Origin of the sequence: Sphingomonas gellani (assembly GCF_900110035.1) — a bacterium.
In the GTDB taxonomy this organism is placed as follows: Bacteria; Pseudomonadota; Alphaproteobacteria; order Sphingomonadales; family Sphingomonadaceae; genus Sphingomonas; species Sphingomonas gellani.
In genome coordinates, this window is record NZ_FOCF01000009.1 from 32652 (window position 1) to 58934 (window position 26283).

At 66.4% G+C, this 26283-nt stretch carries 25 protein-coding genes; 13 read left to right on the forward strand and 12 right to left on the reverse strand.

Going from position 1 to position 26283, the window contains the following annotated elements; all coding sequences use genetic code 11:
• Window positions 1–12: 12 nt before the first annotated feature.
• Entirely contained in the window at window positions 13–570 is a 558-nt protein-coding gene (locus BMX37_RS15340; protein WP_093666661.1) for an AMP-binding protein, read from the reverse strand.
• A 237-nt stretch (window positions 571–807) separates the two neighbouring features.
• Between BMX37_RS15340 and BMX37_RS15345 the strand changes: the two genes are divergently transcribed.
• A complete protein-coding gene (locus BMX37_RS15345) occupies window positions 808–1236 on the forward strand; it encodes a hypothetical protein (RefSeq protein ID WP_093666662.1) in 429 nt (142 codons plus the stop codon).
• 166 nt (window positions 1237–1402) lie between these two features.
• Window positions 1403–5959, forward strand: coding sequence for a Calx-beta domain-containing protein (locus BMX37_RS15350; protein ID WP_170842007.1), 4557 nt, complete (start codon window positions 1403–1405; stop codon window positions 5957–5959).
• A 67-nt stretch (window positions 5960–6026) separates the two neighbouring features.
• Here BMX37_RS15350 and BMX37_RS15355 read toward each other — a convergent pair whose 3' ends face one another.
• The 4 genes from BMX37_RS15355 to BMX37_RS15370 all read right to left on the reverse strand — a co-directional run bounded on the left by BMX37_RS15355 (window position 6027) and on the right by BMX37_RS15370 (window position 9916).
• Complete coding sequence (locus BMX37_RS15355; RefSeq protein ID WP_093666664.1) at window positions 6027–6419, reverse strand: response regulator; 393 nt, start codon at window positions 6417–6419, stop codon at window positions 6027–6029.
• Window positions 6412–7434 carry a sensor histidine kinase gene (locus tag BMX37_RS15360; RefSeq protein ID WP_093666665.1) on the reverse strand — a complete coding sequence of 341 codons (1023 nt, stop codon included), beginning with the start codon at window positions 7432–7434 and terminating at the stop codon, window positions 6412–6414. The genes BMX37_RS15355 and BMX37_RS15360 overlap by 8 nt, the downstream gene beginning before the upstream one ends.
• 633 nt (window positions 7435–8067) lie before the next feature.
• Complete coding sequence (locus BMX37_RS15365; protein WP_093666666.1) at window positions 8068–8349, reverse strand: hypothetical protein; 282 nt, start codon at window positions 8347–8349, stop codon at window positions 8068–8070.
• 337 nt (window positions 8350–8686) lie between these two features.
• Window positions 8687–9916, reverse strand: a complete 1230-nt coding sequence (locus BMX37_RS15370) for a hypothetical protein (protein WP_139198104.1) — start codon at window positions 9914–9916, stop codon at window positions 8687–8689.
• A gap of 62 nt (window positions 9917–9978) precedes the next feature.
• On the opposite strand from BMX37_RS15370, the gene BMX37_RS15375 reads away from it, so the two are divergent.
• On the forward strand, window positions 9979–10173 hold the full coding sequence (locus tag BMX37_RS15375) for a hypothetical protein (protein ID WP_093666668.1): 195 nt from the start codon (window positions 9979–9981) through the stop codon (window positions 10171–10173).
• A 486-nt stretch (window positions 10174–10659) separates the two neighbouring features.
• Here BMX37_RS15375 and BMX37_RS15385 read toward each other — a convergent pair whose 3' ends face one another.
• From BMX37_RS15385 to xrt, 3 genes are read right to left on the reverse strand one after another with little or no spacing between them, the layout of a single operon-like run.
• Window positions 10660–11529, reverse strand: coding sequence for a hypothetical protein (locus tag BMX37_RS15385; RefSeq protein ID WP_093666670.1), 870 nt, complete (start codon window positions 11527–11529; stop codon window positions 10660–10662).
• A gap of 17 nt (window positions 11530–11546) precedes the next feature.
• Window positions 11547–12260: an exosortase C-terminal domain/associated protein EpsI gene (locus BMX37_RS15390; protein ID WP_170842008.1), complete on the reverse strand. Its 714-nt coding sequence runs from the start codon at window positions 12258–12260 to the stop codon at window positions 11547–11549.
• On the reverse strand, window positions 12257–13084 hold the full coding sequence (xrt, locus tag BMX37_RS15395) for an exosortase (protein WP_170842009.1): 828 nt from the start codon (window positions 13082–13084) through the stop codon (window positions 12257–12259). The genes BMX37_RS15390 and xrt overlap by 4 nt, the downstream gene beginning before the upstream one ends.
• A gap of 157 nt (window positions 13085–13241) precedes the next feature.
• Here xrt and BMX37_RS15400 point away from each other — a divergent pair, with 157 nt between their 5' ends.
• A complete protein-coding gene (locus BMX37_RS15400) occupies window positions 13242–14210 on the forward strand; it encodes a hypothetical protein (protein WP_139198105.1) in 969 nt (322 codons plus the stop codon).
• A gap of 1 nt (window position 14211) precedes the next feature.
• Here BMX37_RS15400 and BMX37_RS15405 read toward each other — a convergent pair whose 3' ends face one another.
• Window positions 14212–14466 (reverse strand): XrtV sorting system accessory protein, encoded by a 255-nt coding sequence (locus BMX37_RS15405; protein WP_093666674.1) that lies wholly within the window; start codon window positions 14464–14466, stop codon window positions 14212–14214.
• Window positions 14467–14569: 103 nt separating this feature from the next.
• Between BMX37_RS15405 and BMX37_RS15410 the strand changes: the two genes are divergently transcribed.
• Window positions 14570–15103 (forward strand): retropepsin-like aspartic protease family protein, encoded by a 534-nt coding sequence (locus BMX37_RS15410; protein WP_093666675.1) that lies wholly within the window; start codon window positions 14570–14572, stop codon window positions 15101–15103.
• Here BMX37_RS15410 and BMX37_RS15415 read toward each other — a convergent pair.
• Window positions 15090–15869, reverse strand: a complete 780-nt coding sequence (locus BMX37_RS15415; RefSeq protein WP_093666676.1) for a PEPxxWA-CTERM sorting domain-containing protein — start codon at window positions 15867–15869, stop codon at window positions 15090–15092. The genes BMX37_RS15410 and BMX37_RS15415 overlap by 14 nt on opposite strands.
• 159 nt (window positions 15870–16028) lie before the next feature.
• Here BMX37_RS15415 and BMX37_RS15420 point away from each other — a divergent pair, with 159 nt between their 5' ends.
• The 6 genes from BMX37_RS15420 (at window position 16029) to BMX37_RS15440 (ending at window position 23152) form a co-directional block, all read left to right on the forward strand.
• Window positions 16029–16751: a hypothetical protein gene (locus BMX37_RS15420; protein ID WP_139198107.1), complete on the forward strand. Its 723-nt coding sequence runs from the start codon at window positions 16029–16031 to the stop codon at window positions 16749–16751.
• A gap of 45 nt (window positions 16752–16796) precedes the next feature.
• Complete coding sequence (locus tag BMX37_RS18895; RefSeq protein WP_170842010.1) at window positions 16797–16949, forward strand: hypothetical protein; 153 nt, start codon at window positions 16797–16799, stop codon at window positions 16947–16949.
• A gap of 191 nt (window positions 16950–17140) precedes the next feature.
• Complete coding sequence (locus tag BMX37_RS19335; protein WP_170842011.1) at window positions 17141–20461, forward strand: hypothetical protein; 3321 nt, start codon at window positions 17141–17143, stop codon at window positions 20459–20461.
• A 77-nt stretch (window positions 20462–20538) separates the two neighbouring features.
• Complete coding sequence (locus tag BMX37_RS15430) at window positions 20539–20988, forward strand: DUF4440 domain-containing protein (RefSeq protein WP_212611459.1); 450 nt, start codon at window positions 20539–20541, stop codon at window positions 20986–20988.
• Window positions 20989–21402: 414 nt separating this feature from the next.
• Window positions 21403–22584, forward strand: coding sequence for a right-handed parallel beta-helix repeat-containing protein (locus tag BMX37_RS15435; protein ID WP_139198108.1), 1182 nt, complete (start codon window positions 21403–21405; stop codon window positions 22582–22584).
• A gap of 82 nt (window positions 22585–22666) precedes the next feature.
• Entirely contained in the window at window positions 22667–23152 is a 486-nt protein-coding gene (locus BMX37_RS15440) for a hypothetical protein (protein ID WP_093666680.1), read from the forward strand.
• A gap of 83 nt (window positions 23153–23235) precedes the next feature.
• Here the strand turns inward: BMX37_RS15440 and BMX37_RS15445 are convergent, their stop codons facing one another.
• Window positions 23236–23616 (reverse strand): response regulator, encoded by a 381-nt coding sequence (locus BMX37_RS15445; RefSeq protein ID WP_170842012.1) that lies wholly within the window; start codon window positions 23614–23616, stop codon window positions 23236–23238.
• Between the two features lie 316 nt (window positions 23617–23932).
• Here BMX37_RS15445 and BMX37_RS15450 point away from each other — a divergent pair, with 316 nt between their 5' ends.
• Together BMX37_RS15450 and BMX37_RS15455 are read left to right on the forward strand one after the other, a co-directional pair.
• Window positions 23933–25279, forward strand: a complete 1347-nt coding sequence (locus BMX37_RS15450; protein ID WP_093666682.1) for an ABC1 kinase family protein — start codon at window positions 23933–23935, stop codon at window positions 25277–25279.
• Between the two features lie 98 nt (window positions 25280–25377).
• Entirely contained in the window at window positions 25378–25740 is a 363-nt protein-coding gene (locus BMX37_RS15455; RefSeq protein ID WP_093666683.1) for a DUF4440 domain-containing protein, read from the forward strand.
• 38 nt (window positions 25741–25778) lie between these two features.
• Here the strand turns inward: BMX37_RS15455 and BMX37_RS15460 are convergent, their stop codons facing one another.
• Window positions 25779–26255, reverse strand: a complete 477-nt coding sequence (locus BMX37_RS15460) for a nuclear transport factor 2 family protein (RefSeq protein ID WP_093666684.1) — start codon at window positions 26253–26255, stop codon at window positions 25779–25781.
• Between the last annotated feature and the right edge of the window lie 28 nt (window positions 26256–26283).

Genomic DNA, 26283 nt, shown 5'->3' on the forward strand with positions numbered 1-26283 from the left:
GGCTGCTAGGAATCATTGATATACTTGATATTGTGCCAGATCAACACGGTTTTGAACGGCCGCTCGGGTCAGCGTCCAATTACCGGCACGCTCAAGATGCGCGGCAGTCGTAGCATCACCAGGTGCAGCAGGACCGGGACGCCCACGCCGTGCCGCCTGCGCCAAAGCGACGCGCAGCGGCGTGGGGACGGCGGACAGCGCATTGATCTGTCCCGATTCGAGCATCGCGGCGAGTTCGTCGACGCGAAAGCCCCGCTCTGGTAGAAAGGCCGCACCTCCTGCTGCGGCAATTGCGCGGATGCAGCCGAAACCAAACGAGAAGGTGACGGGAACGCCGACATATTCGCGGATCGATCTGTCGAGCGCCATGATGTCGATCAGCCGATCGGTGACGTCGCCCGAGGTGCGGTGGGACAGGAGAATGGCCTTGGGCGTGCCCGTAGTGCCGGAGGTGAACGCGATCTGCGCCGGCGCGTCGTCGTGGCGCGGGGCCACGGCACGCGAGAACCAGCCGTCACCCGGTGCGACCTCGACTCGCTCGGTCGCGACAATTCCAGTTGGTACGTCCATGCCCGGATCAAGGGGCAGGACTAGCTGGCCGTGTCGTGCGCCGCCAGAACCGCCTCGACATAGGCAAGCGCGTTGCGCTTTTCGACGATTGTCGCCGCGATCGTCGTCACATGATGCTCCCTGCCGGATCAGCGACGTTCGAACGCGTCCCTCTCCTCATTGTACGAGGACGCGGACACGGGGACAATGCGCGCATTTATCGTTACGATGCGGCGCAGCCACAGGGGAGCGGGGCGGATGGCGGGTATCGACAGGGAAGCGGAGACGCGGGCGCGTCTTCTCGAAACGGGACGAAGGGCGGCGGAGACGCTGGGCCGGTCAGTTGCCGACAAGCCCGACGACGCGCCGATCGAGACCAACATCGCTTCCCTGCGCGGCCTGGCGGAGGTGATGAGCTCGTTGGTCGACGACGCGCACCGTTGCGGCGGGATCGATTGCATGGGCCGCAGCGTCGATGGCGTGAAACTGTGGGTCACCCGCGACCGGTTCGAAGCGTTGGAGCGGCAGGCCGTCCGCTACGGCGCGGCGCTGGCCGCGATCGCGCAGGCAGGGGAAACGGCCGGCGGGGACATGGACATGCTGGTCGACTGGCAGGGCACCGTACGTGCCCTGTCCCAGGTGGCACGCCGCACGCTGGACGCTGCTCCGCGCGACGATACGGGCTGACATCCCATCATAATCGGGCGATACTGTCACCATCGCGACAATGATGACCGGTTAACGATACGATAACATCCCTGTCATTTTCGGCGTCTAACCCATAGCCTTCGGTGGACGACGTCCCCGGCACATGGGTGACCGGAGCGGCATCGTAACGGACGGGGAGCGGATCATGGCAGCTTTGGGTGACGTCGCGCTTGTCGGTTACGGCGCGGACACGGGGGTGAAGTCGTTCGCGTTCGTGCTGCTGGCCGACCTGTCGGGCCAGACCATCAACTTCACCGACAACGGCTGGACCGCCGCCGGCGCGTTCCGTGGCGGCGAGGGCACGGCCAGCTACACGGTGCCGGCCGGTACGCCGATCGGCACGGTGGTGACGATTTCCGGGCTGACGGGGTCATTCAACCCGGCGACGGGCGGCGACCAGATCCACGCCTATGTCGGGGATGCGGTCAGCCCGACCTTCCTGTTCTCGCTCGATTTCGCGGACGGCAACACCGGCTATGCGGGCGACGCGACCAATTCCAACACCAGCGCCGTGCCTACCGGCCTGACCTTCGGCGACAACGCGCTGGCGTTCGGGGAAGACAATGGCGCCTATGCCGGGCCGACCGCCGGCACGCGGGCGGAGATCCTGGCGGCGATCGCGGATGAGGCGAACTGGACGCTGAACGACACCGCCGGCGTCGCCTATCCGACCGCATTCTCGGTCGAGACCGGCAATCCCGGCCGGTTTGGCGTGTCGGATGCCCAGGTGACCGAAGGCAATGACGGCACCGCCGAGCTGGTGTTCACGATCAACCGGCTGGAGGGCAGCACCGGCACCGCCTCCATCGATTTCGCCACCGCCTTCGGCACCGCCGACGCGAGCGACATCGCCGGGGCGCTGCCCACGGGCACGCTGACCTTTGCCGATGGCGAGACCAGCCGCACCGTCACGATCGCGGTGAACGGCGACACGCGGTTCGAGGCGGACGAGACGCTGACCCTGACGCTGTCGAACGCGACCGGGGGCGCGGGGATCGCGGACGCCAGCGCGACCGGCACCATCCTGAACGACGACACCGCGCCTGCCACCGTGCGGCCGTGGATCAACGAATTGCATTACGACAATGCCGGTGCGGACGTGGGCGAGTTCGTGGAGATCGCGGGCGCTGCGGGCACCGACCTGTCGGGCTATTCCCTCGTGCTCTACAACGGCTCGAACGGCGCGGCGTACCAGACGATCGCGCTGAGCGGCATCATCGCGGATCAGCAGAACGGGTTCGGCACGATCAGCGTGCCGGCGGTCGGCATCCAGAACGGCGCGCCGGACGGGCTGGCGCTGGTCGGCCCGGACGGCGTGGTCGAGTTCCTGAGCTATGAGGGCGCCTTCACCGCGGTGGGCGGCCCCGCCGACGGCCTGACCAGCACCGATGTCGGCGTGTCGGAGCCGGGCAACGCCGACGGCACCTCCATCGGCCGGGTGGGGACGGGCGCGGAAGCGTCCGACTTCAGCTTCGCACTCATCACCGACGACACGCCGGGCGGGATCAATGCCGGGCAGAGCTTCACCGCCGCCGTGCCGCAGCTGTCGGTCAGCGACATCAGCTTCTCCGAAGGGAATGACGGCACCAGGCTGGTGCAGTTCACCGTCACGCGCGGCGGGCCGGACGGCGCGCTGTCCGTCGACTATGCCACCGCCGACGGCACCGCCACCGCCGGCAGCGATTACCTGGCGACCAGCGGCACGCTGACCTTCGCGGCGGGCCAGACCAGCGCTACAGTGTCCGTCACGGTGACCGGCGACACGGTCGCCGAGAGCAACGAAACCTTCTTCCTCAACCTGTCCAACCCCACCGGCGACGCGCGGCTGGCCGACGCGCAGGGCCAGGCGACGATCATCAACGACGACGGCCTGCCGCCCTCCGTCTTGATCGGCGATGCCAGCGTGCGCGAGGGCGACAGCGGCCAGACCTTCGCCACCTTCACCGTGACGCGCACGGGCGGCGCCGGCGCGTTTTCCGTCGCGTACCAGACGATGAGCAACACCGCGACCGGGGGCGAGGATTTCGACGCCACATCCGGGCGCATCGACTTCGCGGAGGGGCAGACCAGCGCCACCGTCACCGTGGCGGTCAACGGCGATACCAAGGTGGAAGCGAACGAGAAGTTCTTCGTCGCGCTGTCTGACGCCACCAACGGCGCTACCCTGTCCGATTCGCTGGGCGAGGGCACGATCGTCACCGACGACCTGTTCCGCATCCACGACGTGCAGGGATCGGCGCATTTCAGCCCGATCCTGGCGGCGGACGGGGTCAACAGCTTCAACACCCGTTCCACGGTCACCGTCACCATCCAGGCGGTGGTGACGGCGGTGGACGGCGTGGGCGCGCGCCAAGGCTTCTACCTGACCGAGGAAAAGGGTGACTGGGACGCGAGCGCGCTGACCTCCGAAGGCATCTTCGTGATGACCCGCGACGACAGCAACAACGGCGCCACGCTGGCCGCGACCGCACCGGGGCTGAAGGTCGGCGACCTGGTGACGGTCACCGCGCACGTCATGGAATACCAGTCCTTCACCAACCTGCCGCGCACCGTGCTGACGGGGATGGAGGGCATCTCCATCGACGCGCACGACCAGACGCTGCCGACGCTGGTGCTGGACGGAACGCCCGGACACGCCATCCCCAGCGCGATCCTGACCGACGAAGTGCCGAACTATTTCGACACCGGCACCGGCGCGAATTTCGACCCGCAGACCGACGCGCTCGACTTCTTCGAGACGATCGAGGGGATGCAGGTCACCGTGCCCGACATGGTGGTGGCCGACGGCTTCGTCGGCGTGTCGGGGGGCGACCCGTATCTGAAGGCCTATTCGACCGTCCATGCCGATGCCGACCAGATCAACAGCCGGGGCGGCTACACCATCGCGGGCGACCCGCCCTCCTCCCCACCCGACACCGCCACGCCGCTGGACGACACCCATGCGGGGGGCCGCTACATCCATGACGGCGACGTTAATCCGGATATCCTGGAATTGGACTTCTCCGACTTCGCCACGAGCGCACCGGCCGGGCTGACCACGGGCGCGTCGATGGGCGACAAGCTGGGCGACGTGACCGGCATCGTGGAGTTCGACTTCACCGATCTGAAGCTGTTCGTGACCGACCCGGTGGCGGCGCAGAAGGACACCACGCCGGAACGGGAGGTGACCACGATCCAGGCGGACGCGCGCGCGCTGACCGTGGCGACGTTCAACGTCGAGAATCTAGACCCCAGCGACGGCGCGGCGCGCTTCGCCGCTCTGGCGGATGCGATCGCCACCAACCTGAAGGCGCCCGACATCCTGTCCATCGAGGAGATCCAGGACAATAACGGCGCCGCGGCCGGGGACGGCAGCGCGGCGCGGGGCACCGATGCCTCTCAGACCTGGCAGATGCTGGTCGACGCGGTGAACGCCGCCACGGGCCAGACATACCAGTGGGTCGACGAGCTGCCCGTCTACAATGCCGAAGGGGGCGAGCCGAACGGCAACATCCGCGTCGGCTTCCTGTACAACACCAACCGCGTGCAGCTGGGCGATCTGGCTGCAGATGCCACGATCGAGCAGCGTCGCGCCTTTACCGACCGCATCGGCGACGGCGTGCGCGATGCCGGCGACCGGATCGGCCATGACGACAGCGAGATCGCGGAACAGATCAACGCGACCGACTGGACCAACACGCGCAAGTCGCTGCTGGGCGAGTTCACCTTCAACGGCAACACCGTCTATGTCGCCGCCAACCACCTGCCGTCCAAGGGCGGGTCGGGCCAGTTCTGGCAGGTCGATCAGGACATCGACAACGGCCAGCCCGAAAATGCCGGCTGGGCGAAGCGGAATGCGATCGCGGACGATGTCTGGCATATGCTGGACACGATCCAGTCGGCCTCCGGCGACAACCGCATCGTCGCGGGCGGCGACTGGAACGAGTTCTACTTCAACCGCGCGCTGGAGGCGGCGACCGGCTATGTCGACGCGGACGGCAACACGCGAACCGGGGGTGCCCGCTTCGACAACCTGACCGTCACCGAACTGACGGAGGCGGAGCGCTACACCTACGCCTTCGACGGGCGCAGCCAAGCGATCGACCATGTCATCGTCGACCAGCAGCTGGGGGCGGTGGCGGATTACGACGTGGTCCACATCAACACCGGCTACAACAACCAGGGCGGCACCAACCCGGCGCTCTCCGACCATGACCCGGCACTCGCGCAGTTCGACTTCCGCAACTTCGGCGAGCTGCTGAACGGCACGGCGGGGAACGACGCGATCGACGGGCTGGGCGGTAACGACCGGCTGTTCGGCGGTGCCGGCAACGACATCTTACGGGGCGGTGACGGCGACGATTTGCTGGTGGGTGGTGTCGGCAACGACACGTTGAGTGGCGGCGCGGGAACCGACGTGTTCCTGTACGGCGCCGCGTTCGGGAAGTCGGCCAAGGATATGATCGTCGACTTCTCGGCGGACGACTTCCTGGTCACCACTACCCGACTGCGCGACGGTAACGGAAACGGGATCATCGACGCGGGCAAGAACCGCGTATTCGATCTGTCGGATGGCGGCACGATCGCGCTGCAATCCCCGACCGGCGCCAGCATCCGCAACGTGGAATTCGACGGCATGCTGATGAAGAACGGCATCGCCTACTACGTGTACAGCACCGTCGGTTCCACGGCGGACGCCGGGGCGGCTATCATCCACCTGTGACCGGTGTGGCCTGGGGGGCAGTTGGCCGTTCACTTACGCCGACACCGGTCGCGCGACCTGACGTCGGCTATAAGGGGATTGCCCGCGGTTTCAGATGCTGAGCCATCAGCCCACACATCTTCGCGCGTGTGAACGGCTTTTCGGTGTAAGGCAGCGACTGAAAGCGGGCGTCGATGTTGGCCGTGTCGTATCCGGTGCTGATGATGATTGCGACGCCCTGCGCCTGCAATCGGTCAAGCACCGGCGTGCTGATCCCGCCGTGAAGGTTCAGGTCGACGATCGCCAAGTCGATCCGGTCGACCGTGTCGATCTGCTCCAGCGCGTCCTCGATGCCGGTGGACCAGAACACGCGCGCGCCGAGTTCTTCCAAGGCACAAACCAGCCCCATTCCGACCAGTGCGTCGTCCTCCACGACCATGATCGTGCGCCTGTCCAGAAACGATGGATTATCCTCAGCCACGTTCAACCTCCCCCGCCCCGCGCCTTAGCGGCAGGTCTATGAAGCATGTCATGTGATCCGCCCCGAAACGGATGCGAGTCCTGGCGCCGAGCTGACGCGGAAGCGCGTATTCGATCAGCCTGCGGCCATAGCCCGTGCCGTGCTGGGCCTCAGGTGCAATGGGAGCACCGGTCTCGTTCCATTCCAGGCACAGCCATTGCTGGTCGTTTGCAGCATGCTCGTACCACCGGATATGCAGCCTGCCCCCGCAATGCGACAGGGCGCCATATTTCAGCGCGTTGGTGGACAGTTCGTGTACCCCCAGAGCCAATGTCTGGGCCGTTGCGCTACGGATGATGGTATCTGGACCGGACAGCGTGACCTGTTCCGCGACCCGTGCCTCCGCCAGTGCATTGAGTTCCAGGTCCAGCAGGCTCCTGATCGTGATCGGATTCTGTTGAGAGGTGGACAAAAGGCCCTGTACCCGACTGAGCGCGGCCAGCCTGTTCTCGAACCGGTTGCGGAAGTCATCCACCGAGGCTGCGCTGCTGATGGTCTGCATGAAGATGGAATGGACCACAGCGATCAGGTTGCGCGTGCGGTGCTGAAGCTCGGCGACCAGAACCTTCTGCTCGGCCTGCAATTGCCGCAGGTCATGCACGTCGGTGGATGTGCCCAGCCATTCGACGATCGTATTGTCACCGTCATGAACCGGGTCGGCGCAGACCCTGAACCATTTATACCGGCCATCGGCCGCGCGCACCCGCAATTCCGTCTGATATTCGTCCAGTGTATCGGCCATCCGCCAGGCGGACACGGCAAGGCCCCGATCCTCGGGATGGATAGCATCCAGCCAGGCGTCGCCCAGGCTTTCTTCCGGTGTCAGCCCGGTATAGCGAAACCATTGCGGGCTAGCCCAGGTCCATTGACCGTTGCCCACCGCGCGCCAGACCATTTGCGGCATGCCTTCGACAAGCGTCAGCAACCATCGTTCGGTGCGCGTCGTCGATGCCGGCTTCCCCTCCCTCATCCCCATGCACTGCCTGCTTCATCAAGAATAAGGTGCGATTTTTACAAACGCTTACAGCACCCTTGCAGCATAATACGGCCAAATAGCCGGGCAATGCGTAAAGTGAAGGCGATCAGTTTATTATGCTAATTTGCATTAAGCCAAAAGTGTGAGCGCATTGCTTGGAATGGCAGCCGTGATCGGTTTGGAGTGTTCCGCCACCAATTGCCGCTGGTTGGCTGGCATGACGATGTGATCGATAGCGTAGGATTACCGAGCCGTTTTCCTTGGGTGGTTGTCAGCGACCTCCCATAGCCGCGGGGTTAAACTTCGGCAGGCGAACGCTAAGTTCCATTCAGGGCGATTGGTCGCGTGGGCACGACCGCCTACTGGGCCATGACAGCTGCAATACTCGCAATCGCGATCCAACTGGCTATTATAATACAGGAGCAGCATCTAGAGGATAACATGGATCACATAGAATTGAATTTTTTGGTTGTAATCTGGGGTTTAGGCTACCAATGGTTATAAACCGGCACGGATAGTGCGCCTCCCCTGTGCGCCTCATATCTTGCTGGCTCGATGGCCGGAGCACGAGCCTGGCCGCGTCCATGACCTTCCCGCCCGTTGACCGCCAGCGGGCGGGAGGTTTCACCCTATTCAGCGCCAGCCATGGCCCCGCTCGTTATGGTGGGAACGCCGACCATCCTGTCGTGCATTGGGGGCCTCGCACCGTCGCACGCCGTCCGAGCGCCGATAACAGATTTCGCCGCGGGCGCTGCGCCAATACCGCGGCGCGCCGATGTGCTGACGATAGTTGATGCGGTTGTCGTGACCATCGGCATAGCCATAGGCGTAGTGAGGCGCTTGCGCGTCGACCGACGTGGCAAGGCCTCCCGTCGCGGCGAGCAGGACACCGGCAAATGCAAAGATCTTTGTCATCGGTATTCTCCCTGATGAGTGGTCATCGTCTATCCACTTTCGGGGAGATCAAAGCTGAACCAGCCTTGCAGCTTTAGTTAAGGCTCGGAGATGGACGTGTCCTATCATTGACTACTTGACACAGACCAAATCGTCCGACCGTCTCTGCTTCCGAGTCTCATGCAAGAGCCCATTTGTGGGCAAATTGAAACTTCCTGAACTTTGCCTGCACGATCCACTCACGTCAGGGTCAGGCGGAACATGTTCAGGCAGATTCGTGATGGCCGGAGCACGAGCCTGGCCGCACTCCATGACCTCTCCCGCCCGCTGACCGCCAGCGGGCGGGAGCTATCTCGGGTCAGCCTGTATTGCGACGCGGGGCAGTGTCGTCGAAGCGACCTGTCGTGCATCCTTGGCCGAGCGTCACATCGGCCTTTCCGCCTCGGACCACGATCGGGCGCGAACACCAGCCGATGGTCAATTTCCCGCCGATCCCGTCGGCATAGACGTCGCCCTGCAACGATGGATCGGCAGGTAGATATAGCCGGTCAATTGCCCAGTCCGTTGTTGGCTTGATCTGCACGGCCGCTTTTCTGACCGCAACGACATGCACGTCGGTGGCATGTCCCTGTCCCCACAGGCGCAGGCCCCAATTGCATCCATCGAGCGTGACGTTACGAATGGTCACCGCAGTGGACTTGGTGTCGATGCAGCCATCGCCCATGTTCCGAAAGACGCTGTTCTCGATCACGATGTCGTGGTCCGGCCTTTCGGAGGCGAACCCGTCACCCTGCTTGTATCCCTTGCGGGCAGCGGAACTGGCGCAGCCCTGAACCAGCACCCGGTTGAGGCGGATGTTGTAATTGGGTGGCGACCCGGCCTTGCCGACCTTGACCCCGCCCGGAATCCCCGGCGATGTTCCGGTGCAGGTCAGCGCTGCATCCTCAATCAGAATGTCGTGGCTGCCACCCCGGATATACACCGGTGCCTGCTCTGCAGTGATCGCGACCCTTTTCAGCGTCAGACCCGATACCGTGCCATAGCTACCGTTTGCCCGCCGCATCGTTACTCCGTACCGGGCAAGGTCGATTGACACGTCGCTGACTGTCAGGCCTGCACCGTCCATCACATAAGCATCGAGCGCGCGTGCAAGGTGCAGATTGTTGCGACGCGACGCATTCGCCGTCGCGCCGCCCTGTTCCAGTTGCGATGTGATGGCCGGAGCCGTCAGTCTTGGCATCGCGTCCGATGCGGAACTTCGATCACTCGTAACTGGCGTGACATTAGCGATCGCTCCCATCGTCCCACGCGTTGTCGGCTCGCGCGATACGTTCCGCGGCGTCGCGGGTGCTGGATCACCTGTATCTGCCGGACAGGTAGAGCGCGGCCCGACATAGGTCAGCGAGTCGCCGCAACGAGTCAACGCCGTGCCCCTTGGCACGCCCAGCCGGTTTGCCATGGATCCCACCTTCACCCGGCCATCGCCGTTCTTGTCGGGAAGTGGCGCCGGAACGGTGACGATCTGCGCCGAAGCGGGTGCGATCATCACTCCCATAATAAGCCATGTAAGTGGATGAGCCGTTTTCATGGCGTAGACCTTCTTTTCGGCCGGCCGGATGCAGAAGCCCGACGCGATGCAGGGGGAGAAGAATGTCGGATAATCAGAAGCTGTTCGGTCGCATCGATCGTCTGGAGCGGCAGGTTGCCGAACTGATCGCGGAACGCGATGCGCGGCGCAGGTTGGAAATGGAGGATGAAATGGCGTGGGACCAGGCTTTCCCATCCCAATCCCTGAACCGCCACCGACAGGAATGGTCCGCGGGCAACCAACTTCACCGGGAGTAAGGCTTGCGGCTGGCGCGCCGGCGTCACATCCATCAGCGGTTCGCAATTTCGTTTGGCATGTAGCGCATCACGAAGTGGATCACCTTGTCTGCCGGCCTCTCGCACGGACGCAGTGCCAGCCTGCTGCCCGCGAGATAATAAAGATCGAAGCTGAACCGCTCCTTGCCGCTCAATTCCTCGGCACATAGCGCCTGGCATCGGGCATACGGTCGGCGTCGTACCGTGTCGGCGCCCGTCGAATATACCTTCGCCATAACTCCCGGGCAGCGAGTCCAGTCGTGCGACAAAGGCGGGCAACACGTAACTCATGTCACGAGCTCGACATGTCGCCGTGTCGTACATATCGGGTATTCGGAAGATGGCTGCACGCCGGGGCCGAGCTGGCGAAGCGTGCGTACTGTAAAGGTTCCATGTGAAAGGACCATCGCTCCTCGCCGCTCCACAACGGATCAGGGCAAGGGAAACCCATGCAAGGCGCTTTCTTTCTCAGGCGCCCGTTCGTCGGGCAGCAAGGTCACCGGCGGTGGAGGAACAGGGCGACACGCGTGGCGTACGGGCATGTCCCCGCCCATTGTCCTGCCTCCGCGCATATTCGACATGCGCCGTCCTGCGCAGTCGGTTCGTCAATTGCTCCAGACGCGCGCGAAGCGAGGTCTGCTGCGCCAATGCCGCTGCGATCGCCGCCTGCTCCCCGGCCGCTACGGGTATCGTGCGCATCGACAGGACCCGGTCCAGCGTGACCGCCCCCTTCTCGCGCCCCACTACCAACCGCTCGCCGGCACCGCGCAGCCGGGTGGCCTGATCGGGATCGAGCGCCAGGCTGTCGAGCCTGACCGTGTCGCGCCGAAACGGAACACAGTGCCGGGTAAGCCAGTCCGCTGCGGCGTCGATCGACGGCAGGCGTGCAAGGATTGCCGGATCGACGGGCGTCAGGAGGGTCAGGCGATCGACGTCGAACAGCATCCGCCGATCGAGCGCGGCTGGGTCCGCAGCAGGTTGCGCGGTTCCGGCCTCATCTTCCGCCAGTCGTTCCCGCAACAACCGCGCCAGCAGCATGTCGCGGTCGCGCCGCATCTGCCCCAAGAACTCGGGCGAGCGGTCGATCGACTGGCGCGTCGCTTCGTCCACAAGCAGCCGGCGGGTTACCAGCCCGTCGAGAAGCGCAGGCGTGGCCGTGTCGATATCGACATCGGCGGGTGCGCCGCTCGCGGTCAGTTCGGTCAGAACATCGCGGCGGGTGATGTCCGTGCCGTTGACGCGGGCCAGCACCTGACCGGAGGGCGGCGGGCGCGAACAGGCCGATGTAGCGGCCAGGGCCAGGACCGGCAGCAGCCAGCGGGCGACCCATCTGCCCATGCTCGCCCCGCCTCGGCTCATGTCACGGCACCCGTGCCCAGCAACAGCCGCCGTCCGCCCGGTGCCACCGCATCCAGCAACATGCGGTTGAACGCCATCATCCGTTTCATCGCCACCTCGCGATCGGGCGAGCGCATCGACAGTCGGACCAGCACGCCGTCCGGCGTTTCCCGCGCAAGATTGGCGCGCAGCACCGCCCATTTCTCCTGAAAGCGATCCGACGGAAAACGGCGCCCGATGCGGCTCCAGTAATATAACTGCTCCTCGCGGCCGCTGCGGGTGGCGGTAAGGGCGCTTGCCCGTTCGCCCGGGATGCCGGCCAGCGGCAGTTCACCCGTCCGGCCCAGCCGGTATCCGGCCGAGGGATAGCACGCCTCCGGCCGGTGCAGCGCCAGGTCCGCGTCCTGCGCACCGCCATAGGCGATCAGCATCATCATCGGGGGGGTATCGTCGGCGATATAGATCCGGGCCAGCACCTCGTCATAGATGCGCCTGTTTGTCTCCTCGCGGCCGGTTTCCTCGCGGGAAGGAACGATCAGACCTGTCGTGCTGGCGAACCGGTAGGGACCGATGCGAAGGGGCACGGCACGCTCCAGCGACACGCCCGTGACCCGGTCGATTCCCTGTCCGGGGCGCAGGGCCGCCGCGCCTGCGGTCGCCGCCAGCAGAGCGCCGCCCAGCACGACCTGACGCCGGTCGGGCCGCGCGACCCTCAGCGCACCATCCCTCATCGCCTTCCCAGCCATGTGCGCAGTGGCGTCAGCAAGGCGTCGACGCCGATCAGGCAGCCCAGCGCCACCAGGAACATCATCAGTCCTGCCATGTCGTGCACCACCCCCAGCGCCAACTGGGCGTTGGCGTAATGCGCGGTGAGCAGGATCAGCAGGATCCGTGCGAGGTTGGCGACCATCGCCACTGGAAAGGTGACGACCGCGAGCAGTGTCGCATAGCGCCAGTCGGCGCGATACAGCACGTAGACGTAGAACAGACCGATCGCGAGCAGGCTGAGCAGCGAGTTCAACCCCGCGCACGCATCGGCGATCAGCATCTCATACTGGTCGATGTACAGCGCGGTGCCGTCATGGGCGACGTCGTAGCCCAGCGCCGACAACAGGTCGACCGATGTGGTCGCCAGCCACAGTTTGCGCGACTGAGTGATCGTGCCGACAAAAGGATAACGGGGCGGTACCAGGAACAGCAGATAGGTGAGCGGGAACCACAGTCGCGTCAGCCCGGACACGCCGACATAGCTGCCCAGCACGACCACCAGCGCCAGATAGGTGCACAGCCATCCCAGCCACCCCATGCCCACCGCGACCGCGAACAGATAGCCGATCAGGAGCGGCACCAGCAGCAGAACGGCGATGGCGAATCCCTGGCCGGTGACGACCGGGGGCGCGGCGCGCATCTCGCGCAGCAGCAGCCACAGGCCGCTGACCAGGATGATCGGCCCGGCGGTGCCCTGGTCGGTCGACCATTCTCCGGTTGCCAGCCCGTAAAGGCCTGGAAACGCGAACAGAATGACGGCACCGAGGATGAACCAATGGTTCCTCATCCAGTCGCCGGGTGACCGGCGCGGTTGCGCCGGGGCCGAATCCGTGCTGATGACTGTCGCCATTCGATTGCGTGTAACCGCTTGCCAAACCGTCCGAAAGCGGAACCGGATTGGCAGGATGCCGAAGCGGGCACCGGCCAACGGGAGGCAAAGGGCCATGGCGGCAGGATCGTGGGCGACAGGATTTGGGCGGCGCGGCTGGTCGGGTTGGCGCGACTATGGGATGAAATCCGAACGTACGCCACGCCGCGTGGTCGTCGGCCGGCTGCTGATGGCATGGGTGCTGGTCGTCAGCCTGTATTTCCTGTGGGAAGCGGACCATTATTCCGGGCTGTACGCTTGGTTCGCCGAATGGCAGTTCGACCTGTTCGGCCAGTATCTGCCGGTACTGACATACGCCCTGCTGGTGATCGGCTTCGGCTGGCCAGCGGCATGGCTGCTGCGCGCGCGGCGCCGGGCGGACCGGCGCGAGCTGAGCGGTCGCGAAGCGGTGGTGTATACCAGTTCCAACTTCCGCCGCGTGCTGTTCGCCTTTGCCGGAGGGCTGGCCGGCGCAGCACTGGTGGTGCTGCTCTGGACGCTGACCCTGCCCCGCGTCGCACCGCCCCGGCAGGTGGTGGAGGTGGGCAGCTCGCTGGCCGGCGATCCGGCGGAAGGGCCGGTGATCCTGCGCGGCCGGATCGATTACGCGCGCACCTCCGCGCTGGCGGAGGACCTGCTGGTCACCACCAAGGGCATGCGGTTCGCGCCGATGTTCGGCTCCAGCGGCGATGACGGCCGGCAGATCCGCTATTTCGTGGAACTGCTGCCCAGCGACCTGGGGCGACCCCGCACCGTGCCGACGCGCAGCGTGCGCGCAGGCGTGCTGGTCCGCAACCGGTTGCCGGGATCGATCGTGCGACTGTATCGCTATGCCGGCTACACGGTGGAAAAGCCGTTCTACGTGCTGTTCGCATCCAACGCGTCGATCCGACGTCCTTATATCGTGACTGCGGTGCAACTGGCGCTGGCCGCGTTGATCGCGCTGGTCGCCGCGCTGTTCCAGCATCGCCATGTGAGGCGGATCGGCGACCGATACCAGCCGGTGGAACCCGCGCAATCCGATCCGCAGGAACCCGTCGCCTGATTCAGGCGGGCGGGCCACCCCGTCGCCCCAGTGGGTCGAGTACGATCAGGATAAACGCGGCCAGCGCGGCGCCCGCCGCGAGTGCCGCCACGGCGTGGCCGCCATTGCCCAGCCAATTGACCAGCGCGCAGCCGAGCGAGGCGACCAGATACTGCCACAAACTGTCGCGCGGCCGATCCGCATCGGATCGGGACAGGAACAGCACGATCAGTCCGGCAAACACGGCCACGGTCAGCCAGTCATAGGGCGTGGTCATGCGCGCTCGCCCGCTTGCGGGCAGCGGGCCGGGCCAAAGATATACCGCAGGTTAATCATAGGCGATCACCCCGGTTTAGCGGCGCGGGGCGCAAGGATCGGTCATGATCGCTGCCAGATACATGATGCTGGCGCTGGTGGTCGGCGCAGCCGGCATCGGCGCGCGGGTGCAACGTGACTCCGTGCTGGAGACGCTGACGCCGGTCGCCCGCGCGGCGGTGGTGGAGGAGGGTCTTGTGCAGCCTGCCGTTCCCGCACCGACGGGCATCGGGCCGGCCGCGCACAACGTCGACCGCGGGCCTGACGGGTTGTTCTACGTCCAGGCGCAGGTCAACGGCCGGCCGATCCGTTTCCTGGTGGATACGGGCGCCAGCGTGGTCGTCCTGACCGCCACCGACGCCCGAACGGCCGGCATCGATGTGCACAGCGACCATTACAACGGCGCGGTCGACACCGTCGGCGGCAAAACCCCGATGGCCTGGGCCAACATGGCCAAGGTGGAACTGGCCGGGCACGAGGTGCGCGACGTGCGCGCGGCCGTGGTCCGCGACGGGCTGGGCGTGTCGCTGCTGGGGCAGAACATGCTGGCGAAGCTCGACTCGGTCACCATGACGGCGGACCGGCTCAGCCTTCGCTGAGCGCCTCTCGCCCGATCGGCTCGCGTTTGCGGGCCGGATCACGTCCCAGATCACGTCGGCGCGCACGCCGCATCACCGCGCCGATCACGCCGAAACCCAGGATCATGGTCAGCCAGGTCGCGGGTTCCGGCACCGCGCCGACGGAGCCCGGCGGGGTGAGGCCGCCGCCACCTGGGCCGCCGGGCGTCACCCCACCGCCACCCGGGCCGCCGGGCGTGGTTCCGCCCCCACCTCCGGGAGTGTTGGGACCGGGGCCACCGCCCCCTCCCCCACCGCCGGGGCTGATGCCGCCGGGACCACCGGGGCCGATGCCGCCGCCATTGCCGGGCGACCCGCCGGGATTGCCGGCGCCGACCGGACCGGCGGGCGGCAGGTTCGACAACCCTCCTCCAGGAGGCGCGGCGAAGGGTTGTACGTTGCCCGGAAATCCGGCCCCCGGCACACCCGCGCCGGGTATCCCGCCGGCAGGCAGGCCGGGGACGCGCGCCGCATAGGCGACTGGCGGCCGGTAACCACCGGGCCCGCCAGGAATTCCGCTGCGGGGGATGCCACCGCCCGGAATACCGCCGAACGTCACCGCATAGGCGGTGGGCGACAGCTCGCCCAGGATCGGTATGTCGCCCAGCGGGCTGAACAGCGCGCGCTGGTTGTTGACAGGGATGGTCGACACGAACAGCCCCACGCCCAGCGCCAGAACCGTCAACTGGCGGCGCCGCTCCTCGCGGGCCAGGTCGGACAATGCGGGCCGGCCCGCGCCTTCAGTCACACTCTCCACCCGATGCCCCGCGTGTTTGGTCGTCCCCGACAGACGATCATCATGGTTTGGCGTTCCGCCGTTTGTTGTCCATAGGCTAGCACGTCCTTCCAATGAAGGGCGAGTGCCAATGCGAACGAAATCATTGCGTTAAGGAAGGCGAGCATCAGAATGGCACACAGGTTTGACGTGCCGGCCTCGAAGAGCCGCCGGTCGGCCAGGGCCGATCGACACCCGTTGCTGCGCGCCGCGATCCCGTTGGCCGTGCTGGCGGGAACAACGGGATGCGGTGGGGGCGGCCCGCGCCCGCTGGATGACGAGGAAAAGATGGTGCGGTCCGTGCTGACCCTGCTCGCCTCCACGAAAAATCCGGTCTGCACCGACGACCATACGCGTGAGAATGCGCTGGCGGTGTACCGGGAGATGACGCTGGCGCCGCGCCCGTCCCGCGCGGAACTGCACTGGTATCCGCCCACGCCCCTTCGCCCGGACGATACCCGCAACGAGGTCACCGGCCGCACCCTGCGCCGCGCCGAGCTGGACGGCGAGCGCATCGCCATTCGGGAGCCGGAGCCCCGGCGCGATGCCCTTCCGGGGCTGGCCCAGCTGGAACTCGACGGCGCCGCCAAGCGGCTGATCAGGCCGATCGGCGGGGTGGAGGATGGCGTGGCGATCCGCCGCGGCTGGACACCGGCGCGGGTCACGGCGCGCTGGTGGCCGCTGAACCGCGCACGTCACGATTGCTGGCCTCTGTTCGTGCTCAGCGATCCGGTTCGCGACAGGCGGATCGGTTTCATCACCGTACGCGCCGAACATTGGGGCACGCTGTACGCGCTGAAGCCACAGGGCAACGACTGGCGGGTCGTGGCCGAATGGAGCCGCTGGCTCTACTGAGCGTAGAACACCACCGGCTTCGGCCGCGGAAAAGGGGAACAGGACATGGAACGACCCGCGGACATCGGTTGGAAGCAGTTTTCGATCGGGCTGATGGACATCCTGCGCTGGCCGATCGCTGCGATCGTCATCGTGCTGCTGCTGCGCGCGCCGCTCGACCGCGTGCTGGACGCCTTTGCCACCATGCTGAAATCCTGACGATCGGCAGAAAAGAACATCGTGGCCTCGACATCATGTAAGCCACGACAATTGTTGAAGTTACTCGTCAAGTCATGTGCGTCACCATGTTTTCTCGACGTTTGGTGACGTCATGACGGCGTAAATTGCCTTGCCTCGCCTGCTGCAATTGCGAACACTCCATGCGGAGAAGTTCGAAGCGGGAGACAGTCATGGGCAAGGTGCAGATCGTCGGGAAGCGCGGCGCGAACGGCAGCGGCAAGGGCGCCGACGGCAAGGTCGGGGCCAGCGCCGTCGCCACGATCGCGGACGATGACGAGACCGGCACGGCCATCGCCACCGGGGGCCAGGGCGGGCGGGGCGCGGCGGGCGGAGATGGCGGCAAGGGCGGCAGTGCCCGCGCCGGCGCGGTGGTGGACGGCATCTTCCCGGCTGCCATCGCCTATGCCAGCGCGACGGCCACCGGTGGACTTGGCGGGAATGGGGGCGCGGGCGGAAACGGGGGCGATGGCGGTGCGGTGACCGGCGCGCGGGCCGTGTCCACCAACCGCGCGGCGGACGGTCTGGCCCAGGCGGGCGCTTATGGCATCGGTGGTGACGGCGGTGCCGGCAACGGCAAGGGTGCACATGGCGGCAACGGCGGGTTCGCGTCGGGCGTGTTCGCCAGCGCCACGATCCTGTCACCGGGCGAGGTGCTGGCCACCGCGTATCAGATCGGCGGAAACGGCGGGGCCGGCCGGGGCGGCGCGAATGGCGGCAACGGTGCCGAAAGCCGGCTGGTGAACGGTGTCGGGGGCAGCGCGGGCGGGCGCGGCGGGGTCGGCACCTACGAGCAATATGCGATCGGCGGGAACGGCGGGGCGAGCGAAGGCGGGACGGCCGGCGCGGCGGGCAATGCCTCCGTCCGGCTGGCGATGTACGACATGGCCCAGGCGCACCCCGGCGAAAAGGTGCAAAGCGCCTCCGTCGCCCAGGGCGGCGATGGCGGCGACGCGCTTGCCGACACGGCGGGTGCGGGCGGCGTCGGCGCGACGGGCGGATCGGCCGACGCGTCGGTGCAGGTCAGCGCCAGCACCATGGTGATCTTTTCGGTCGCGAATGGCGGCAAGGGGGGCAACGGCGTCGCAGGGGGCGGCCGTGGCGGCGACGGGGCCGCCCGCGTGGTCGGCAACCAGGGTACGGAGCCGGTGACCGTCAATGCGGTGGTGGAAGCCGGCGCGGGCGGCGACGCGCTGAACAAGGGCAATGGCGGCGATGGCGGCCGCGCGCTCTATTCGCAGGCGGAGGCGCAGGGGGCGGGCTTCGTCGCTTCCGCGGTGGTCGACACACGGGGCGGTGACGGGGGCGTCGGGGTCGGTACCGGCTCCCATGGGGGCAACGGCACCGATGCGGGCCCCGCTTATGCCTATGCGGTCAACACCCGCTATGCCAGCGGATCGGCCAATGCCTATGTTGACCTGCGCGCGGGCAATGGCGGCGCGGGCCTGAACGGCGCGGATGGCGGCAATGGCGGCCGGGCGATCGTCACCGACATGCCCAGGGCGGTGTCGCGCGGCTCGATCGGGCTGGACCAGTTCGGCTACGGCGGCAACGGCGGCAGCGCCGTCGAGGGCGGCAACGGGGGCGATGGTGGCGAGATGCGCTCCACCCTCAGCTTCGACGTCGACCGCGTTTCTCCTTACGCACAGTCGACCAGCCTCAGGGTGGGCGGGTTCGGCGGCAATGGCGGCGCCGGATCCGGTTCGAACAAGGCGGCCGGCAAGGCCGGCAACGCGACCGGCGTGGCGAGCGTCACCGGCACGACCTCCGTCGACACATTGGTCAACACCTTCGCCGGCGCGGGCGGTGAGGCCGCCGATGGCGCAAAGGTCGCGGCAGGCGGCAACGCCTCCTCCACCGGCAGCGCGACCAGCCGGAGCGGCATCGCCGTGGCGGAGGGCGCGGCTTATGGGGGCGTGGGCGGCGCGCTGGTGGGTACAGGGGTCGGCACGGGCGTGGCCGGCAAGGGCGGCAGCGCCAGCGGATCGTCGACCGCGACCGGCGGGACCAACGCCATCGCCAGCATCCAGGCCTATGCCGGCGCGGGCGGCGATGCCTACGGCGCGGGTGCCAGGGGCGGCGCCGGCGGCACGGTCGGGCGTCTGACGGCCGTGGCGGAGGGCAACGGCATCGTCGCATCCCGCGTCAGCGCGGTGGGCGGTGACGGCGGCGACGGTTATCAGGGGGCCCATGGCGGCGCCGGCGCGGGCGTGACACTGCGCAATGTCGGCGTCGGCGTCGCGCATGGCGGCGCACTGGAGTTGTCGCAGATCGCCGGCGCTGGTGCGGGTGGCAGCAGCGAGGGCGGCCAGGCCGCACGCGGGGCCAATGCCTCGTCCCAGCTGACCTATGATGAAAGCACGCTGGCGACGCCCAGCAAGACGCTGACCCTGTCGGTCGGAGCCGCCGGCGGTGCGGGCGGCGACCAGCTGGGCGACAGCGGCAGTGGCGCAAACGGCGGCACCGGCGCGGCGTCGGGCGCGTTCGGGGGCCATGGCGGCGGAACGCTGACGGGGACCGTCACCGCCTATGGCGGAAACGGTGGCAACGGCCCGGTCGTGGGCCTGGGCGGCGCGGCCACCGCCACGGGCAAGGCGACGGGCGACGTCGTGTTCCTGGACAGCATCGCCACCGCCGGCAGCGGGCGCCTCTCCGGCCAGGCGACCGCCGTGGCGGAGGCGACAGCGACCAGCGGGCAGGTCGACGCGCATGCGATCGCGCGCGGCAACGGCGCGCTGGCGTCGGTGTCGGGCGAGGTGGAGGCGGCGCTGTCCGGCCACGCGCTGGTCGCCGCGTCGGCGGGGATCGGCGGAACCGTGCCGTCACCCACGAAGACGGGCGCGGGGATCACCGTACAGGGGGATCCGAACGCGGCGGGGCTGGCGGCGATCTATGCCCGCAACGATGCGATCGAAGGCGCCTTCGCCAAGGATTCGGAGGCAGTCGCGACGGCGATCATCGAAAGCCGCAATCCGGGCGGCGCGGAACTGGGTACCGTGACCAGCACCTTCCAGATCCGCGTCAATGTCGGGGCGCTGGACGCGATGGGCGAGACGACGCTGGGCATGTTCAACGGCCACGCGCTGGGCAAAGGGTTCGATACGCTCGCCTTCACCGTGGTCGCGGGCGACGAGGACGATTACTTCAACCCGGTGGACGAAGTGACCTTGCTGTCGCAGCGTTTCGGTGACGCAAAAGCGGCCGACGCCTATTTTGCGGATCATGTGATCGACCTGGGCAATCTGCTCGCCCAGACCAATCGGGTCGGCACGCTGGTGCTGACGGTGACGATGACCACCACGGGCAGCGGATCGGGCAATGGCTATGCCGCATCGCTGCTGCTCGGTGATATCGGGGACTCCGGGGTCGATCCCGTGTTCGGTGGAGACACCGGCCCGTTTGCCGTTTCGGGCGGCACGGCGGACGACCATCTTGTGCCATCATGGGTGACCAGCCCGGTACAGGCCCACGCGGCCGATTACTGGCTGGCCTGAGCGCCCGGGGGATGGGGAGGAACGGCACCCTCCCCCCTTCCCATCGGAACGATGCCGTGCGGAGGGATGGCATGCAGATGTCGTGGGTCCTGCTCGCCTGCGGAGCATTGCTCGCCGCGCCGGCATCGGCCGCATGGAAGACGGACAACCCGCAGGTGGCCGTGGCGGTCAAGGACCGCCGGATCGCCGATGCGTTGGCGACCGTGGGCAGGATCGACCGGGCGGCCCTCGCGGACGACCACGCCGCCTTCGCCGCGCTGCTCGCCGACGACCTGGCCGTCAGCAATCCCCACAACGGCGTGTCCGTCCGAGGCGCAACCGCGCAGCGCGATGCTGCCGATCGGATCAGCTATGCGCGCTATGAGCCGACCATCGACTATGCCGGCCTGCGCGGGGACATGGTGATCCTGATAAGCGAAGAGATCGTGCAGCCCAAGGAAGGCGATGCGGCGGGCGACCACGACGTCCCGCTTCTCGTCCATCGCCGCTTCACCGACCTGTGGATGTCGGTCGGGAATGGAAACTGACCGCCGGACAGGCGACGATCATCGCGCATCCCTGAGGGCGGCGTATTGCGACCCTCCGACGACGCGCTGAAAGAAACAAACGGCCGGTCGCGAAACAGGCACACTCCCCCACCTGCCTGATCCTCGCTCAGGCTGTAGTTGAGAACCTGTTCCCCAGGGTGCTGGCAAGTGGCATGGTGACTATCCCCAGTTACCCAAATATCGCCCGATGCGGAGACTGCGCGTGCTCGCTGGCAAGCGGAAAGGGTGCGGTGTGGTTCCCCTATCAGCACGCTGGTCTTCACGTTCGGCCAGCCGTGGCATGGCTGCGCCGGACGGCTCGCCCCGCCTATCACGGATCATAAGAAGAACCCTTAGGATCCCGATTGAATCAGCGGCAAGGGTCTGATTCGATGCAGGAAAATGAGTTTTCAGATGTCCAATTACTACATCTCCCCGGCCGGCGCGGGGGATCGCAGTGGTTCGAGCCGGGCAAATGCGGGGACGATCAACACACTTGGAGCATTGGTCGACAAAGCCAGCGCCGGCGACCAGATCCTGATCCGGTCGGATCAGGGCAGCTATCATGTCACGTCGCCGATCGCGCTCGATGCAGGTGGAGCCGCAGGCAGGCCGATCGTGATCCGTGGCGTCGACGGATCGGGGAATGCCGCGCAAGCCACCATCATTGGCAGCCGTCCGGCTAAATTCGCGGGTGACATCGATGCCGGTAACGAGCTGTTCAAGCTGCTGGACGGCGCGGACAACCTCAAGTTCAAAGACCTGCTCGTCAGGAACACCGGCACCGCCTTCCGGATCGGGGCGGATGTGAGCCGTGTCACCATCGACAATGTCGATGCCAGAAACGTGCAATACTTCCTCAACGATCTGGCGTCGGGGTCTTCAAGGACCGCCACCGTCGATCGCATGACGATCCGTAACGTGGATGTCGTCGGCTTTTCCGACAAAGCGATCAAGTTGGGCTATGATACGCATGCCGTGACCATCCAGCACGTCAATGCCGACATGGCGGGACAGGTGGGTGCACCTTTTCCCGAGGGCGTTCACCTGACCGACACGGTACACGACGTGCTGATTGCGGACACGACGATGGCGAACGTGCGGTCCTCGGGTCTGGCGACAGCGTATTGGAACGGCGATGGGTTCGCGACCGAAGCCGACGTTCACGACATCCGTTTTGAGAGCACGGTGGCGACCGGCAACACCGATGCCGGCTACGATCTGAAATCCGACAACACCGTACTTGTCGGCGCACTGGCGGTGGGCAACACCCGCAACTACCGTCTCTGGGGTTCTGCCGAACTGATCGACAGCGAAGGCCACAATCCGCAAAAGCACGGTGGATCGAGCGGTCAGAACCAAGTCTGGATCGGTCAATCGGCCCAAGTCGCCATCAAAGGCAGCGTGTTCAGCGATGCGAGTTCGAAGACGATTGTCTTCGCAGGCACCGGGGGCAGTATCAGCTTCGACGACGTGACCGCCTATCACGCCGGCGACGCAACGCTGAACGGACTGTATCACACGACTGTGGCCGGGTGGAACGAAGTCGCCGATCACTTCGTGTATCCGGCCAGCATGGCGCACGATATCGGCTGATGTACTCTCTTCCGCTCATGACGCATAAAGCAGTGGATGGCGCCTGCGTATGCGCGCATAGTTGCCGTCAAAGGGGGCCCCCATGGGCATCAGCATCTTTGTTCCGGCGCCCGTCTGGCCCGGCGAGGAAAGCCGCAATCGTGCGGTTGAACAGTCGGGGCTGCTGAAGAAACACCGTGATCCCGGCTTGATCGATATATGCTCTCGGCTGAAGCAGACGTTGCGCGTCGATTGGGCCGGTGTTTCGATTATCTACCGGGACTCTCAATATGTCATGGCGTCATCCGGGGGAATGCTGGGCGAGTATCGTCGTTCCACATCGTTGAGCGCGCATGTGGTCGCTTATCCCGAAACGGTCTTCTACCTGTTGAACGCGTCCGCCGACGAGCGGTTCGCGGGCAGTTCGTTCGTGGACAATGGCTGGATCAGCTTCTTTGCGGGTGCTGCCATCTTCGCCGGTACCCAGTTCGCGCTTGGCGCCTTGTGCCTCACCTGCAGGACGCCACGTACGGCATTTGACGAGCGAAGCCAGCAGGCCTTGATCGATGCGGCCGCGTCCATCCATTGACCGTGCGGGAAGACGGGATTGCCGATCAGCCGACGCGATGTCCGGTCCATCCCCACGCTGCTCCCTACAGATCCTTTAAGACGTCAACGCCAACGCGGTGCATCGCGCAGCTGTGTTACCGCCCCCGTGAATGCATGCAGCGATATGGGCTTGCTGACGAAACGATCCGCGCCGGCAAGCGTGCAATCGTCCTGCAGGCCGTTGTCTGCCATGGCCGAGATCGCCAGGACCGGAATGTGCCGGGTGGCCGGATCGGCGCGCAACCGCGCGATCACCTCGCGGCCGTCGACATCGGGCAGCTTGATGTCGACCACGATCACCGCCGGTTCCATCTCCTGCGCCAGGATCAGCCCCGTGCTGCCCGTCGCGGCGACCATGGACGTATGGCCATGGACACGCAGCATGTCGCCGAACAGCTTCGCATGCACCGGATGGTCTTCAATAATGAGGATGGAGCCGAGCACACTGTCCCCTTTTGGGACAGGCCTATTCACAAGAACGGAGTGGGGCAAGCAAAGGGTTTATACAAAAATTGAACTGCCGCTCGGCGTCAGGTCCGCCGGCATCATGGACGGTGAGGATCGTTCCCATGCGACCGGCAGGCAACCCGCGTGATCGCTCTGGGCCTTTGAACGGAAACCGGCTCGGGAACGGTGGCAAATATACCGCGATGCGCGGCAGGATGGATATGCGGTTACCTATGTTTCGCCACCGCCGATGGCTGTTCGGACTTCATGGATTGGGGGGAACCAACGCGCCCGGTCGCCGGTCCATGCTAGCATGGATGATGACATTACCCGCCAGGCCGATCGCGGCCGCGCCGTGCCTTCGGGCCGGGTCGCGCGGCTTGGCGCGTTCGGACGACTGGCCGGGGGCGTGGCGGGCGGCATGCTGGCGGAGGGCGTGCGGCGGCTGGCCGCGGGCGAGCGGCCGCGGGTGGGCGACCTGATCCTGACCCCGGCCAATGCCACCCGCATCGCCGACCGTTTGTCGCACCTGCGCGGCGCGGCGATGAAGCTGGGGCAGATGATCTCCATGGACGCGGGCGACCTGTTGCCGGCGGAGCTGTCGGCCATCCTCGCGCGGCTGCGCAACCAGGCGTATCGCATGCCGCCCCGCCAGCTTGACGCGGTGCTGCGCGCCGAATGGGGTGCCGAATGGCGGCGTCGCTTCGCCCTGTTCGAGGCGAGTCCGATCGCCGCCGCCTCCATCGGCCAGGTGCACCGCGCCACCCTGCACGATGGGCGCGTGCTGGCGGTGAAGGTGCAGTATCCGGGGGTGGCGGACAGCATCGACGCCGACGTCGACAATGTCGCCACGCTGCTGCGCGTGTCCAACCTGCTGCCCCCTACACTCGACCTTTCCCCGTTATTGAGAGAGGCCAAGCGCCAGTTGCGCGAGGAGGCCGATTACCGGCGTGAGGGTGAACAGATGCGGCTGTATGCCGAGCGGCTGGCCGGTGACGCGCGCTATGTCGTGCCGGAATTGTACGAGGCGCTGACCACCCCGCGCGTGCTGGTCATGAGCTTTGTGGAAGGGCAGTCGGTGGAGGCGCTCGCCGAAACGGACGCGGACACCCGCGACGGCGCGATGACCGCGCTGGTGTCGCTGGTGCTGCGCGAGCTGTTCGCGTTCGGGGTGATGCAGACCGACCCCAATTTCGCCAATTACCGCTGGCAGTCCGATGAAGGAACTGGCGGGCGACTGGTGCTGCTCGACTTCGGCGCGACGCGCGCGGTGCCGGCCGGGACCGCCGAGGCGTATCGCCGGCTGATCGCGGCGGGGCTGGCGCGCGATCTGGACCGGGTCCGCGACATCGCGGTGGAAACCGGCTTTCTGGGGCGGGAGGCGGCAGCGGCGCACCGCCCGGCGGTGGACCGGATGGTGGCCGCCATTGACGCGGCGATGAACAGGCCCGGACCGTTCGACTTCGGCGACCGCAGCTTCGTGCCCGTAGTGCGCGAAGAGGCGCGAGCGATGATCGGCGACCGCGCGACCTGGCACGTGCCCGACGTCGAAACGCTGTTCGTGCAGCGCAAGGTCAGCGGCACCGCACTGCTCGCCGCGCGGCTGAAGGCGAAGGTCGACGTGCGCGGACTGGCCGCGCGGGCGATCTGGCCGGACTGATTTTTCGCGCCGCGTAACCGAGGTTTCCGTTGCAGCCCGGCGACCGGAACCAACCGGTGTTCCGGCACGCTTGGCCGCGATGACGGGAGAATTGCACGATGGATGACGACCGGCTGTGGGGCTTCGAGCAGAGCCTGTGGATCGAGGGACCGGAGAATTACCGGGAAAAGGTCGATCCGGAGGTCGTCATGGTGCTGCCCCGCCCGCCCTTCGTGCTGGCCGGCGACGCGGCGGTGGGCGCGGTCGCGGACACGCCGACCTGGGATCGGGCCGAGCTGACCGATCGCACCGTGTCGCGCCCGCAGGAAGGGCTGATCGTCGTCGGCTACCGCGTGCGGGCCGAAAAGGACGGGCATGCCGGGTACGAGGCATGGTGCACCTCCACCATCCGCCGCATCGAGCATGAGGTGTGGCGCGTGGTGCAGCACCAGCAGCTGCCCGCGCTCGACCAGGAGGGATAGGCGGGCACTTTCCGGCCGTTACCGAACAGGCGATCCGTTCAGCGTGCTTCGGCGATCGTGGCCTGGCGCGCGATGAGCTGCCAGCCTGTCCGGCGCCTTGCCCATATATCCGTGAAGGGCCGCATGACCCGTTTGCCGGTACCCGGCCCCTTGTTCGGAATCATCGTGTCATACCCCATGACGATCGTCACCTCGGGCTTTTCGTCGATAAAGCTGATGTGCTTGTGAAAATCCTTGTAGTCGAGGAAGTCACGTTCCATCACGGCGATCACGTCCTCTCGCCGCAACACCGTGTTGTCGGGAGAATTCACCACGAAGTCGTCGGCCCACACTGTTCTGACGCCGTCGGCATCATGGGCCATCATCGCCTTGCCCAGCCGCCCGTAAGCCGCGCCGATCTCTGGCGGCATGCGGATGCCGGGGGCGAGCTGAGCCGATGCGGGTACGGCGGCCGCCAGTGCTGCCAACAGGCCGACGGTCTTGAGCATGATGTCACCTACGAAGCCTGTCAGCATGGTGCGCCAGCCGATCTCCGCTTGCAAT

Bases quoted from the DNA above. Each gene is read 5' to 3' on its own strand.
- BMX37_RS15345 (WP_093666662.1), top strand. From the start codon at position 808: ATGGCGGGTATCGACAGGGAAGCGGAGACGCGGGCGCGTCTTCTCGAA.
- BMX37_RS15435 (WP_139198108.1), top strand. From the start codon at position 21,403: ATGTCCAATTACTACATCTCCCCGGCCGGCGCGGGGGATCGCAGTGGT.
- BMX37_RS15460 (WP_093666684.1), bottom strand. From the start codon at position 26,255: ATGCTGACAGGCTTCGTAGGTGACATCATGCTCAAGACCGTCGGCCTG.
- BMX37_RS18895 (WP_170842010.1), top strand. From the start codon at position 16,797: ATGGAACGACCCGCGGACATCGGTTGGAAGCAGTTTTCGATCGGGCTG.
- BMX37_RS15400 (WP_139198105.1), top strand. From the start codon at position 13,242: ATGGCGGCAGGATCGTGGGCGACAGGATTTGGGCGGCGCGGCTGGTCG.
- BMX37_RS15390 (WP_170842008.1), bottom strand. From the start codon at position 12,260: ATGAGGGATGGTGCGCTGAGGGTCGCGCGGCCCGACCGGCGTCAGGTC.
- xrt (WP_170842009.1), bottom strand. From the start codon at position 13,084: ATGAGGAACCATTGGTTCATCCTCGGTGCCGTCATTCTGTTCGCGTTT.
- BMX37_RS15370 (WP_139198104.1), bottom strand. From the start codon at position 9,916: ATGAAAACGGCTCATCCACTTACATGGCTTATTATGGGAGTGATGATC.
- BMX37_RS15450 (WP_093666682.1), top strand. From the start codon at position 23,933: ATGGATGATGACATTACCCGCCAGGCCGATCGCGGCCGCGCCGTGCCT.
- BMX37_RS15455 (WP_093666683.1), top strand. From the start codon at position 25,378: ATGGATGACGACCGGCTGTGGGGCTTCGAGCAGAGCCTGTGGATCGAG.
- BMX37_RS15375 (WP_093666668.1), top strand. From the start codon at position 9,979: ATGTCGGATAATCAGAAGCTGTTCGGTCGCATCGATCGTCTGGAGCGG.
- BMX37_RS15340 (WP_093666661.1), bottom strand. From the start codon at position 570: ATGGACGTACCAACTGGAATTGTCGCGACCGAGCGAGTCGAGGTCGCA.
- BMX37_RS15440 (WP_093666680.1), top strand. From the start codon at position 22,667: ATGGGCATCAGCATCTTTGTTCCGGCGCCCGTCTGGCCCGGCGAGGAA.
- BMX37_RS15360 (WP_093666665.1), bottom strand. From the start codon at position 7,434: ATGGGGATGAGGGAGGGGAAGCCGGCATCGACGACGCGCACCGAACGA.
- BMX37_RS15405 (WP_093666674.1), bottom strand. From the start codon at position 14,466: ATGACCACGCCCTATGACTGGCTGACCGTGGCCGTGTTTGCCGGACTG.
- BMX37_RS15410 (WP_093666675.1), top strand. From the start codon at position 14,570: ATGATCGCTGCCAGATACATGATGCTGGCGCTGGTGGTCGGCGCAGCC.
- BMX37_RS15365 (WP_093666666.1), bottom strand. From the start codon at position 8,349: ATGACAAAGATCTTTGCATTTGCCGGTGTCCTGCTCGCCGCGACGGGA.
- BMX37_RS15430 (WP_212611459.1), top strand. From the start codon at position 20,539: ATGTCGTGGGTCCTGCTCGCCTGCGGAGCATTGCTCGCCGCGCCGGCA.
- BMX37_RS19335 (WP_170842011.1), top strand. From the start codon at position 17,141: ATGGGCAAGGTGCAGATCGTCGGGAAGCGCGGCGCGAACGGCAGCGGC.
- BMX37_RS15350 (WP_170842007.1), top strand. From the start codon at position 1,403: ATGGCAGCTTTGGGTGACGTCGCGCTTGTCGGTTACGGCGCGGACACG.
- BMX37_RS15385 (WP_093666670.1), bottom strand. From the start codon at position 11,529: ATGGGCAGATGGGTCGCCCGCTGGCTGCTGCCGGTCCTGGCCCTGGCC.
- BMX37_RS15420 (WP_139198107.1), top strand. From the start codon at position 16,029: ATGGCACACAGGTTTGACGTGCCGGCCTCGAAGAGCCGCCGGTCGGCC.